At 61.5% G+C, this 12562-nt stretch carries 10 protein-coding genes; 5 read left to right on the top strand and 5 right to left on the bottom strand.

The features are described from left to right. Window positions 1–177 precede the first annotated feature (177 nt). The 5 genes from N2315_07965 to N2315_07945 all read right to left on the bottom strand — a co-directional run bounded on the left by N2315_07965 (window position 178) and on the right by N2315_07945 (window position 6547). On the bottom strand, window positions 178–1350 hold the full coding sequence (locus N2315_07965; protein ID MCX7829120.1) for an MFS transporter: 1173 nt from the start codon (window positions 1348–1350) through the stop codon (window positions 178–180). A 250-nt stretch (window positions 1351–1600) separates the two neighbouring features. Then, window positions 1601–2872 (bottom strand): phosphopyruvate hydratase, encoded by a 1272-nt coding sequence (eno, locus tag N2315_07960; protein ID MCX7829119.1) that lies wholly within the window; start codon window positions 2870–2872, stop codon window positions 1601–1603. Window positions 2873–3125: 253 nt separating this feature from the next. Then, complete coding sequence (locus N2315_07955) at window positions 3126–4400, bottom strand: Glu/Leu/Phe/Val dehydrogenase (protein MCX7829118.1); 1275 nt, start codon at window positions 4398–4400, stop codon at window positions 3126–3128. 180 nt (window positions 4401–4580) lie between these two features. Next, the gene (locus N2315_07950; protein ID MCX7829117.1) at window positions 4581–5522 is read right to left on the bottom strand and encodes an RluA family pseudouridine synthase; all 942 of its coding nucleotides are present in this window, start codon (window positions 5520–5522) and stop codon (window positions 4581–4583) included. Next, window positions 5519–6547, bottom strand: coding sequence for an HD domain-containing protein (locus N2315_07945; GenBank protein MCX7829116.1), 1029 nt, complete (start codon window positions 6545–6547; stop codon window positions 5519–5521). The genes N2315_07950 and N2315_07945 overlap by 4 nt, the downstream gene beginning before the upstream one ends. Window positions 6548–6641: 94 nt before the next feature. Here N2315_07945 and N2315_07940 point away from each other — a divergent pair, with 94 nt between their 5' ends. From N2315_07940 to N2315_07920, 5 genes are all read left to right on the top strand, one after another. Then, the gene (locus N2315_07940; GenBank protein ID MCX7829115.1) at window positions 6642–7769 is read left to right on the top strand and encodes a hypothetical protein; all 1128 of its coding nucleotides are present in this window, start codon (window positions 6642–6644) and stop codon (window positions 7767–7769) included. A gap of 153 nt (window positions 7770–7922) precedes the next feature. Then, window positions 7923–9134, top strand: coding sequence for a PLP-dependent aminotransferase family protein (locus N2315_07935; GenBank protein MCX7829114.1), 1212 nt, complete (start codon window positions 7923–7925; stop codon window positions 9132–9134). Next, window positions 9131–10492, top strand: a complete 1362-nt coding sequence (gene mnmE / locus N2315_07930; GenBank protein MCX7829113.1) for a tRNA uridine-5-carboxymethylaminomethyl(34) synthesis GTPase MnmE — start codon at window positions 9131–9133, stop codon at window positions 10490–10492. Before N2315_07935 ends, mnmE begins: the two co-directional genes overlap by 4 nt. A 54-nt stretch (window positions 10493–10546) precedes the next feature. Further along, a complete protein-coding gene (locus N2315_07925) occupies window positions 10547–11203 on the top strand; it encodes a DUF5752 family protein (protein ID MCX7829112.1) in 657 nt (218 codons plus the stop codon). Continuing rightward, a complete protein-coding gene (locus tag N2315_07920) occupies window positions 11200–12444 on the top strand; it encodes a glycosyltransferase (GenBank protein ID MCX7829111.1) in 1245 nt (414 codons plus the stop codon). The genes N2315_07925 and N2315_07920 overlap by 4 nt, the downstream gene beginning before the upstream one ends. The last annotated feature ends 118 nt before the right edge of the window (window positions 12445–12562 follow it).

Genomic DNA, 12562 nt, shown 5'->3' with positions numbered 1-12562 from the left:
ATTCCGTTACGGCGATGGTGAGGATCGCCTTAGCTTAAACGCCGGCAGTTAAGGGTTTTTCTAGGTCCTAGAAAGGGCGGGAGGGGAGAATCCCCTCCCGCCCTTAAGCGTCTCGAAAGGCAAAGGCTCACCCCTGGCGGCCCTCACACATCACCCCTCTCCAGAGATCCTTGGGGGCTACCTCATGTCCCTGCCCTTAAGGGCGAACCAGAGGGTTCCTAAGAGGCCGAAAAAACCGGCGGATGCGAAGTTGAACAAAGGGGAAACCGCAAAGAGGGCGGGGGAGGCGAAGGCGGCCAGGGAAACTATGACGTCCCGCAAAAGGTAGTAGGCTCCGAAGGCGGCGCCCTTGGCCCCCTCGGGGGCCAGGTCCATGATGAGGGCCTTCCTGGTGGGCTCCCCGAACTCCTTAAGACCTCTTATGACAAAGGCAAAGGCAAAGGGCCAGAATCCCCTACAAAAAGGCAAAATCAACGGGAAGGCGGTAAAGAAACAAAAGGTGATGAGCACGAAGGGCTTCTTGCCGTGCCGGTCCGCCATGGCGGCAACGGGAATGTAGACCAAGAGGGCCACCACCATCTCAATGGCGGTGAGCAGGCCGAACTCAAGCGCCGATACCCCTCTTGACATGGCCCAAAGCACCACAAAGGGGTAGGGGATCTGCTCCGCGAACCTTATCAAAACGTCGGATATGAGGAGGATCCTAAGATCCCCGCGGATAAGGGACAGGGACCTTCGAAACCCCATATCCTCACCCCCCACCCCCCCAACGTCCGGCACGGCCTTCCAAAGGAAGCCCACCGACAACAGCCCCATCACCGCCGCCGCAGCCAGGGCGGTCCTTATCCCCTCCACATCCCCCATGCGGGATATGAGATACCCCCCTATTATGGGCCCAAGGGCCATGGGGATGCGCCTTATCAGGGAGTGCATCGAAACCCCCATCACCCTCTTGGACTTGGGCACCGACCGGCTTATAAGATCCATCATGGCAGGGAGCGTCACTGCGGTCCAGGAGATGAAGAACACCGCCCCCAGGAGAACCCCCCACCAGGTCCCAAGCCATATGACCAGCAGATACCCCAGCACCGCCCATAGGGAGAACAGGATGAGCGCCCGCTTGGGTCCCAGGCGGTGGCTTACGATACCCCCAGGCAGGGAGTACAGGGCGGACAGGAGGTTGTCCATGCCGTTAAGAAACCCCACGGACCAAAGGGACCCCCCAAGGGCCATGAGGTACACCGGCAGGAACCGCTCGGACATCTTCTCCCCCATGCCCATGAGTATCACCATCACCAACGCGGCGCCGGTGGACCTGTTTATGGCAAGAAACCTCAGAAGCTTGGACAAATACAGCACCCCCCGTTATCAACCCACGGCAGTCCGTTTCGACCATGGTTAATGGCTCATAATAACAACGGCGGCATAGAAGTTCATGTTTTATCAATTAAACCAAGCCATTGCCATTAGAAAGCTCACGCCACGCCCCGTGGCCGCCACAAAAAAGTAAGCCCCAACCGTGAGGCTGGGGCCGCATATTGGTTAACTGGTTAAGCAAACACCAAGTCCCGGCGAACCAACCCGAAGAGGGTCAAAGGCCCTAGGATATCCGCCCGAACCTGGAGGCTCCTCCCAGCTCCTCCTCTATCTCAAGGAGCCGGTTGTACTTGGCGATGCGCTCGCTCCTGCAGGCGGAGCCGGTCTTGATCTGGCCGCCCCCCATGGCCACCGCGAAGTCCGCCATGAAGGTGTCCTCGGTCTCCCCGGACCTGTGGGATATGACGTAGCCCCAGCCGGCCCTGCGGCAGAGCTCTATGGTCTCTATGGTCTCGGTGACGGTGCCTATCTGGTTGAGCTTTATGAGGACCGCGTTGGCCGCCTTGGCCTTGATCCCACGGCGGACGAAGTCCGGGTTGGTGACGAAGAGGTCGTCCCCCACGATCTGAACCCGGTCCCCCATCTTGGCGGTCATCTTTGCAAAGCCGTCCCAGTCGTTCTCGTTGAGCCCGTCCTCTATGGAGGCTATGGGGTAGGCGGAGCACCACCGGTGGAAAAGGTCTATCATCTCGTCGGTGCTCTTACGCCCCTGACCGGACTTGGCCAGGTTGTAGGAGCCGTCCTCGAAGAAGCTGCTGGCCGCGGGGTCCAGGGCGAGGAATATGTCCTTACCAGGCTCGTAGCCCGCGGCCTTTATGGCCTCCACGATCACGTCGCAGGCCTCCTCGTTGCTCTTGAGGTCCGGAGCGAAACCGCCCTCGTCGCCAACCCCCACCGCATAGCCCTTCTTCTTGAGGATGCCCTTAAGGGCGTGGAAGGTCTCAGCTCCCATCCTCAAGGCCTCCCGGAAGGAGGGGGCCCCCAATGGGAACACCATGAACTCCTGGAAGTCCACGCTGTTCTCCGCGTGCTTGCCACCGTTGAGGATGTTCATCATGGGCACCGGCAGGGTCCTGGCGGCGGGACCACCGAGGTAAGCGTAAAGCGGAAGGTCGCAGTACTCCGCCGCCGCCTTGGCGGCGGCCATGGAGACCCCAAGGATGGCGTTGGCGCCCAGCTTGCCTTTGTTGGGGGTGCCGTCCAGCTCTATCATGGCCCGGTCGATGGCGGTCTGCTCCCGGCAGTCCATGCCTATCACCGCGGGGGCTATCACTTCGTTGACGTTCTGAACCGCCTGTAGAACCCCCTTGCCGCCGTAGCGGCCCTTGTCCCCGTCCCGAAGCTCCACCGCCTCGTTCTCCCCAGTAGAGGCCCCGGAAGGCACCGACGCGTCCACCCTTATGCCGCACTCCAGCTCCAGCTTGACCCTCACGGTTGGGTTGCCCCGGGAGTCAAGTATCTCCAATGCCCTGACGTTGGTTATGATAGCGCTCATGTGAGATCATCCCTCCTGATCTTGGCCTGGCTCTCTCTTGCTCAGCAAACGGGCTCTCTGGTAAAGGCCTCTTAGTTCACCCCATGGGGCGACCCTAAAAATATAGTACATGAAGGGGATTTTTAAAAGTCTTTAACCATCTTCTCATCCCCTACGGCGGCCCACAACGGGCGGCCTACGCGGAGGACGGGCGGCACGAAAAAGGCGGGGGCCCCAAGGCCCCCGCCTGGATGGCATCCAGCCCCTTTAAGGCTTAGAGGAAGACCCCCCGCATCTTGACGGCGTCGGCAACCCTCTTGATGGCCACCATGAAGGCTCCCTTCCGCATGGGCACGTTGTGCTCCTTGCTGTAGTTCCACACCCTCCAGAAGTTGTCCGCCATGAGGGTGAGGAGCCGCTGGTTGTACTCCTCCTCGGTCCAGAAGAAGCCCATGAGGTCCTGGACCCACTCGAAGTAGGAGCCCACCACGCCGCCGGCGTTGGCCAGGAAGTCGGGGACCACGATGACGTCCTTGGGAAGCGCCGCGTCCCCCTCGGGGGTGACCGGGCCGTTGGCGCCCTCGACTATGAACTTGGCCTTGATCTTGTGGGCGTTGTCGCCGTGGATGGCGCCCTCAAGGGCGCAGGGGCAGAGCACGTCGGCGTTGAGGTAGAGGATGTCCTCGCCGGGCATCTTCTGAAGCCCCGGCTGGTCGTAACCCTCAAGCAGGTGCTTGGGGTGGTTGGTCACGTGGTCGAAGGCCTTCTGGACGTCGATACCCTCGGGGCAGTAGTAACCGCCGGTGATGTCGCTTATGGCCACCACCTTGGCGCCCATCTCCACCAGGGTGAGGGCGCAGTAGGTGCCCACGTTGCCGAAGCCCTGGATGATGGCGGTGGAGCCCTTCACGTCCCTGCCGGCGGCCTTCAGGACCTCACGCACGCAGGTGGCCACGCCCCGACCGGTGGCCTGGGTACGACCCTTGGAACCCCAGAGGGAAACGGGCTTGCCGGTGAAGATGGCGGGCTCCAGCCGGTTCCTCATCTTGCTGATGGTGTCCATGAGCCACACCATCTCCTGACCGCCGGTGTTCACGTCCGGGGCGGGCACGTCGGTCCAAGCCCCCACCAGGGGCTCTATGCGGGCCGCAAAGGTGCGGGTGATGCGCTCCTTCTCAGCGGTGGAGAGCTCCAGGGGGTTGCAGGCAACGCCGCCCTTGCCGCCGCCGTAAGGGATTCCCGCCAAAGAGCACTTCCAGGCCATGAGGCAGGCCAAAGCCTCGCACTCCTCAAGGGTCACGTCGGGATGGAACCTAAGGCCTCCCTTGGCAGGCCCAAGGGCGGTGGAGTACTGCACCCGGTAACCCTCGAACACCTTGACGGTGCCGTCGTCCATGGTGACCGGGATGGAGACGCAAAGCTTCCGCTCCGCCCTGCTCAGTATCTCGATGAGCCCATCGTCCAGCCCCATCTCCTCGGCGGCGGCGTAGAAGTTCTTGAGGGCCGTGTCGAGCAATACGTTGCTGGAAGTCCTCTTTGTAACAGCCATTCCGAATCCCTCCTTGTTTTTTTAGGCCTAAGGCCATGAAGGAACCCAACCTGAAAGGTTTGTGAACTAATCTCACAAACCACGGGGATATTCTATTCCAACCTAACTGTTCCGTAAAGAGTCGAACGGGACTGATTTTTTAGAAAAAATACGAACACATTCTAAATACGAATAACATCTTTAAGCTAAATCGTCACATCGATCCAACGAAGAGGAACTCCAAAGGCCCAGGGCCCTCATGAGACTCTCCATGTCCTCCATCAGCGGAGCGGTGAAGGACGCTCCCTTCAGGTTCCCCAGGGAAGCTTCCTCCGGCAGGGCCATGAACCGGCAATGAAGCATGGGGCGCTTAACATCCTTGAGCTTCACGCCGTAGACCGGATCCCCCACTATGGGAAGCCCCGCGTGGGCAAGATGCACCCTGGCCTGGTGCTTCCGGCCGGTGACCAGTTTGACCTCCACCAACGAGTACCCGCCGGAGGTGCAAATAGGCCTTACCATAGACAAAGCATCCCTACCCTCCCCCGACACCACCACGGGCCCCCCATGGGGGTCATGAAGGGGGGCGTCTATCCTCAAAGGCCCGCCGCAGCGGCCCTTCACCACCGCCCAGTAGACCTTAAGGATGAGGGATTCCCGGAACATGCGGTGGAGCTCCCGGGCAAAGACCTTGGCAAGGGGCACCAGCACAAGCCCGGAGGTGTTGACGTCAAGCCTGTGGGCGGGTACCGGGCCGGTGCGGCCTATCAAGCGCCAGACCTCCTCCGGCAGGCTCTTTCCGCCACCCCTTCCCCCGGGCTGGCATATCCAGCCCGGGGGCTTGTTGGCCACCAAAAGCACCCGGTCCATGTATAAAACCCAGGATGGCAGGCCTCCGGACACATCCCCATCCCCGCAAGACGCCTCGGAACTTCGGCCCACGGGCTCGTCGTCCCAGGGCACCGTAAGCTCCTGACCGGATACAAGCCTCTCGGAGCACTGGACCTTCCTGCCGTCCAGCCGGACGTTACCCCGCCTTATGGCCCCCATCCTGAGCCCCATGCCCACCGAGGGCCACCAGTCCCGGATAAGCCTATCAAGCCTCCTTCCCTCCTCCTCCGGAGGGACCATGTACTTTCTCATCCCTGTTCTCCATCGCCAAAGGGAGCGGAAATCTCGCCGCTCCACACACGCCTCTGCAGGGCCTTGTGAAAGTCCGACACCACCTGGCCTTCCCTAAGGCCCGATATGCCCTCCCTGCAGCAGAAGACCTGGAAGTCCAGCTCGTCGGCGGCGGAAACTATCAACGCCTCCGGGGTGGAGGGAAGCACCGGGGAACCGAACTCCTTCTTGCCGTGGTGGCTCAGTATTATGTGCCCCAGGTGCAGCCTCAACACGTCCCTCAGACGATGCCTCTCCGCCAGCTCCTCGAACATGCAGTACCCCATGGCTATGTGGTCCAGCACCGTACCCTCCAGGGTGGCCTCCGGCAGGGGGCTCATGCGGTAGGCCCGAAGCTTCCCTATGTCGTGAAGCAGAGCTCCCCCCACCACCACGTCCCTGTCCGCCCGGTAGCACCCGCAAAGGGCCGCCGCCGCCTCCGCCACCGCCACGGTGTGCTCAAGAAGCCCAGACGCGTAGGCGTGGTGGTTCCCCACCGCGGCGGGGAAGGAGAAGAAGTCCCTCCTCAACTGACCTTGAAAAACCGACTCAAGGAAACTCCCCACCTCGTCCCCACAGGACCTCACCAAGATATCAAACCTCTCCTCCAGCTCCTCCTGTGGATACGGGGACCTTTGGACGAACCCATGAGGAGGGTACTTCTCCTGATCCACGATGTACACCTTGTCAGCGGTGGGCTGCAGGGCGTTCTTATACTCCTTCATGACCCCCACAACCCCCACCGACAGCCCCCGAAGGGAGGGGACGTCCTCCTCCTCAAGGGCTGCGCCCCTTGGATCCTCCCGAAGGTCCACCCACAAGCAGCTGCTCCAGGCCCTTACCTCCATGCTCCCCGTCTGGTCCATAAGGAAAAGGACCCGGTACCTCTTGCCGTTCTTGTCCAGCTTCACCTGCTCCTCCGCCACCGCGTATACCCCCTGGAACTTATCCTGGGGCTTCAAAGCCATGGCCTGAGCCACCGTCACCTTCCCATTGTCCTTATCCACCCACACACCCCCTAAAGATTAAAAACAAATTATACAAAACAAACCTTGAAGGTCCGGCCCCCATGGCTTAATCTTATGGAAAGTCAAAAAGGGGGTGTCCGGCCTGAGGTGGTTAACCGCTCCTCCCATAATATCCATCCCCATAATGGTCGTCATCTCCTTCATGGGGTCCGGTTCCTCGGAAAGCCTGCCCCTTCCCGTGTGGGCGGTGTTCCTGGTGTCCTACCTCGCCGCCACGGCGTGCTACGTGATGAGCTCAATGGGCGGAGGAGGACAGTTCTTCTGCAACCTCTCAGCCCAGGGGCTCCTTCTGGCCTTCGTCTCCCCCGCCGCGGGGGCGAGCCCGGTCCTGTCCTGGTTGGGGGTGGCGCTGGCCTCCGCGGGAATGGTGGGGATCCTAAGCTGCATGAGATCCCCCCAAAGCCCCCCCAAAGGGGCCCCCAACGAGGGACCCATAAGCATATCGGATCTACAATCGGAGCTCAAGTCGCTGGAGGAGAGCCTGGACATGGTCTCCAAGATGCCCCTGCCGGCCCTTTGGGGCAGGAATGGCGCCGTGGAGTCCGCCAACCGGGAGATGAAGCTTCTACTTGGCAAGGAGGACATCGAAGGAAGGCCCCTGGACGAGGTCATAAACCCAGGCCTCCACGAGCTGGACCTGGGCGGCACCGGATGGCTCATCTTCAGGAAGTCCACGGAAGGGGAGGACGTGGTGATCCTGGCCCCGAAGGGGGACGCCTCCGGATCTGACAGCTCCGAGTTCGTGGACCCCAAGACGGGGCTCTACTCGGACCGCTACGCCAGAAGGAGGGGAGATGAGGAGATAGAGCGGGCAAGGCGCTACCGCCGGTGGCTCTCCATGGCCCTCCTCAAGCTGGAGTTCGAGAACCTCACGTCAGGCCCCCTTCCCAAGTCCATGACCGAGGAGGCCTACATGAAGTTCGTAGGCGTCGTCAAGAAGACCATCAGGACCTCCGACATGGGCTTCCACCTCAATGATGGGTGCGTGCTGCTGATGCTCCCCGAAACCCCCTCTTCGGGGGCCAGAACCCTTTACGGCCGGATCAAGACGCAGGTGGAGAAAATAGTGGAAGAGGGAAGCGTAACACCCTTCAGGCTTAAACTCCTGGGGGGCTTCTCGTTCTACGGTGGTAACGGCACCACCTCCTACAGCCAGATGCTGGAGGAGGCCTACTCCAACCTGGCCCTCAACGAGGATTGAAGAGACAATCCTTAAAGTTCACAAACGATTCGGACTTCAGATGGTGTATCATTGTGCCCAAGGGGACCAAAGACCCCCAACGGTTGTCCGTTGCGGCCTTAATGGGTGAAACCCCATGAGGACCTTCACAAAAAGGACGAGGAGGGGATAGAGTTGTCCAGTTTCTTCGACGGCCTCTACAGCGGCAGGGTGGCGGACCTCCGGCCATCTCCCATCAGGGAGATGCTCCACCTGGTACGTAGGCCCGGGATCATATCCTTCGCGGGAGGCATGCCGGATCCAGAGGCCTTCCCGGTGGACCTCTTCTACGAGGCGGCGGGGATACTCAAAAGCCAGGGCAAGGACGTGCTTCAGTACGGAACCACCGAGGGGTACGGGCCCCTAAAGGACTTCCTGATCCAGTGGACCGCCCCCAGGATGGGGCGCCGCCTGGAGCACGATGAAATTCTCATAACCGCCGGCTCCTCCCAGGTCTCGGACCTTCTCTGCTGGGCCCTCATAGACCAGGACGACCTGATCCTCATGGAGGAACCCTCCTTCCTCGGGGTGTTCCTCAACATGCACAACCACGGGGCCAAGTTCCTTACCATTCCCTGCGACGACCAGGGGATGATGGTGGACCTCATACCCGAAAAGGTGGAGCGAGCCCAGCGGGAGGGCAAGAAGGTGAAGCTATGCTACACCATAGCCAACTTCCACAACCCCCTTGGCACCACCCTCTCCCTGGAGAGGCGCCGTAAACTCATCGAGTACGCCCACCGCTACGGCTTCGCCATCATGGAGGACGACCCCTACGGCTACGTAAGGTTCGAGGGGGAGCACCTGCCCACCCTCTTCTCCCTGGACGACCGGGGAGTGGTGGTCTACGCGGGCTCCTTCTCCAAGATACTGGCCCCCGGCACCAGGGTGGGATGGTGCTGCGGCAACCGGGACATAATCCGGAAGATGGCCATATTCAAGCAGGGGGTGGACGTGTGCACCAGCCTTGTGGCCCAGGCGCTGGTCTACGAGTACTGCCGGCTGGGGCACCTGGACTCCTTCCTTCCCAAGATAATAGAGCACTACAAGAAGAAGCGGGACGCCATGGAGGACGCCATGCGGGAGCACCTGCCCCTCGACCTGGTGCACTGGGTAAAGCCCGAGGGAGGCTACTTCTACTGGGTGAAGATGAAGGGGATAAACAGCGACGAGCTCTTCAAGCGAGCGGTGGACAACCAGGTGGCCTTCGTCCCCGGCAAGGCCTTCTACCCCAACCGGGACGGGGGCGAGAACGAGCTCAGGCTCTGCTACACCTTCGCATCCCCGGAGCAGACCCAGGAGGGCATGAGGCGCCTTGGAGAGGCCATGAGGGGGATGGCGGGTTGACCCATACCCCCCATGAAGACGTCATAGCCGCCGTTTCAACCCCCTGGGGAGAGGGCGGCATAGGGGTGATAAGGTTGTCCGGCAGGGGGAGCGCCCAGGTGGTGGATAAGGTCTTCAGGGGGCGCTCCCCCCTCTGCTCCACCCCCCCTTGGACCATGCGGCACGGACACCTGGTATCCGAAGGAGGGGTCCTGGACGAGGTCCTGGCGGTGCGCTTCGAGGCCCCCAGGAGCTACACCGGGGAGGACGCGGCGGAGGTTCACTGCCACGGGGGCATGATGGTGGTCCAACGGTGCCTGAGCGCCCTCATAGCCGCCGGGGCAAGGCTCGCGGAGCCGGGGGAGTTCACCAGACGGGCGGTCCAAAACGGCAGGATGGACCTCACCGCCGCCAGCGGCGTGCTGGGCATGATAAGGGGATACAGCGACGAGGCCTTAAGGGCCGCCTCAAGGTCCCTCACCGGAGCTACAAGGCGGGAGATGGATGAGCTGCTGAGCCGCCTCATATCCATAACCTCCCTTCCCGAGGCGGCATTGGACTACCCAGAGGAGGAACTGCCGGACCTGGACGTGGAACTTCTGCGGACCGAGCTCCTCAGTCTGGCCCAAGACCTCCGGGACCTGGCCTTAAGGGGGGAGGCCGGCATGGCCTTAAGCTGCGGCATACGGGCGGCCCTGGTGGGGCGACCAAACGTTGGCAAGTCCTCGCTGCTCAACAGGCTGGTGCGGGAAGCCAAGGCCATCGTAACCCCCATACCGGGCACCACAAGGGACCTGGTGGAGGCGGCGGTGATCCACCGGGGGGTCCCCCTCAAACTGGTGGACACCGCAGGCATAAGGGACTCCAACGACCCGGTGGAGATGTTGGGGATCCAAAGGGCCAAGGAAGCCATGCTGTCCTCAGAGATCAGAATACTAGTGCTTGACGGGTCAACCCCCCCCTCCGACGACGACCTTAAGCTGTTGGCCTTACTGGAGAAACCCGCCCTGGCGGCGCTCAACAAAAGCGATAAAGGCACCCTGCGGGAGTGGCGGGAGCTGCTGGACCGCATGGAAGACGTGCCCTACTTCGAAATATCCGCCCTCAACGGCGACGGGGTGGAGGAGCTGAAGGACCGAGTGGTGGAGACCTTCCTCTCCGGAAGCTCCCTGGAGGGGGCGGTGAGCCTCTTCCGGCATCAGGTGGAGGGCCTCAAGATGTCGGCTATGTGCCTTGAAGAGGCCGCCAAGGCCTCCTACCTGGACGCCATGACGCACCTGGCCTCAAAGGCAAGGCTCCACATGGGGTCCGCCATGGGAAGGGACACCACCGAGGAACTGCTGGACAGCGTGTTCTCCAACTTCTGCATAGGCAAGTGACGAAGGCCCTAAAGGGCGGTAAAACCTGGAGATCTTCGGAAGGAGGTGGCTTTCTTGCCAAGCTTCACCGAGTTCTCGATCAAAAGCTGCTCCATGATAGTACAAAGCGCGGGCCGAAGCGCTCAGAGCCTTAAGGAGCTCCGGGACGGCGTGGAGACGGTGCCGTCCCACTCCCTGAGCTATCACTTCTACGGTTACCTCATGAGGCCCAGGGCGGAACAGCTATACCACAACGACCTTTCCGCCTGGGTAGGCCAAAGCGTGGGAGACCAGATTTCCGCGGAGAAGCTTGATGCCCTGAACCCATCTTACTTCCCAACCCTTGAGGACTTACGGGAGGCGATCCTTGACGTGCTGGACGAGCCGGTGAGCTCGGGATCCTTCCTGGGCTGGGCAAGGGGAAGGAGCCGCTTCCACTTCCTCATGGCCACCATCCTGGTGTTTCAAACCGGCCTCTTCGCAAAGGATCCTCTGGAGCTGGCGGAGAAGCTCTCCCAGTGCCCTCCCGCCAGCGCCTTCTACCACTTCGTGGACGCAAGGCTCAGGACCGGATGCGGAGACGACTTCTCCCTGTGGCTTCTCTCCAGCGGGATACCACAAGAGGAGGTGTCGGGCCTAATGAGCATAGACCCCTATCTCATGTCCCTTCAGGCCCTTAAAAACCGCATCGTCGAGGAGCTTACCCTCATCGGCGGGAGGTGCCGCCCATGAGCCTTCTGGACCTTTACGTTGAACACTGCGGCCCCGAGGAGGTACGGCTCCTTAGGCAAATGGGGGCCATGCTGGAGGGGCAACGGCTGGTGCACGTCAACTCCACCCGCCGTGGAGGGGGCGTGGCGGAGATCCTGGAGAGGCTGGTGCCGCTGCAGAGGGAGCTGGGGATAGACTCCAACTGGGAGGGGATCGAAGGGGATCCGGCCTTTTTTGAGGTCACCAAGGCCTTCCACAACGCCCTGCAGGGCAAAAGGCAGGACATCACGGACTCGATGTTCGCCGCCTATGAGGCGGCGAACTTGAGGAACTGGGCTTCCATGAGGGACAAGCTGGAAGACGCGGACTTCGTGTTCATCCACGACCCCCAGCCCGCCATGCTGGCATCCCTCTCCGCCTCCAGGAGGGGGAAGTGGATATGGCGGTGCCACATAGACGCCAGCAACCCGGACCGCAAGGTCTGGAGGTACCTGGCAGGGCACGTAAGCCGATGCGACGCCGCCATCTTCTCCCTGCCGGACTTCGCCCAGCCCCTGGAAATACCGGCCTTTATAATACCCCCCGCCATAGACCCCGTAAGCCCCAAAAACCAGTACATCCCGCCGGAGGAGTGCGAGAGCATCCTCAGGCCCTTGGGCATAGACCTAAAGGACCCGTCCCATCTGGTGATCCAGGTGTCCCGCTTCGATCGTTTCAAAGACCCCTTAGGGGTCATGAGGGCCTGCGAGCTGGCCTCAAGACAGGTTAACCTAAGGCTCGTCCTGGCGGGCGGAGGGGCCGACGACGACCCGGAAGGCGCCGCGGTGCTGGAGGAGGTTTACCGGCGCGCTGAGAGGCTTCCATTCGCGAAGGTACTGCTGCTGCCGCCGGACGCCCACAGGGTCATAAACTCCCTCCAGCGATCGGCGCAGGTGGTGTTCCAAAAGTCCACCCGGGAGGGGTTCGGCCTTACCGTATCGGAGGCCCTATGGAAGGGCAAGCCGGTCATAGGTGGGGACACGGGGGGCATAAGGCTTCAGGTCCTAAACCAGATCACCGGTTACAGGGTGCAAACCCCCGAAGGGGGCTCCATGCGCCTGGTGGAGCTTTTAAACAACCCCAAGCAACGGGAGCGCATGGGTAAGGCCGGCAGGGAGCTGGTGAAGGAGCACTTCCTCATCACCCGGCTGCTCAGGAACCACCTTTCCCTCATGCTGGCCCTTAATACCGGGACGGCCTCCGATCGGGTGGAGGTGCTGTAGTTGATCCCCGCCCTAGCCCCCTTCTTCTCATGGGTATCCAGATCCAAAGAGCCCTGGCTTATGCTGGACTTCGACGGCACCATAGCCCCCTTCTGCGATAACCCCTTGAGCGTAAGGC

Origin of the sequence: Thermanaerothrix sp., from assembly GCA_026417795.1 — a bacterium.
Classification (GTDB): domain Bacteria; phylum Synergistota; class Synergistia; order Synergistales; family Synergistaceae; genus Thermanaerovibrio.
This window is presented reverse-complemented; position numbering and strand designations above follow the sequence as displayed.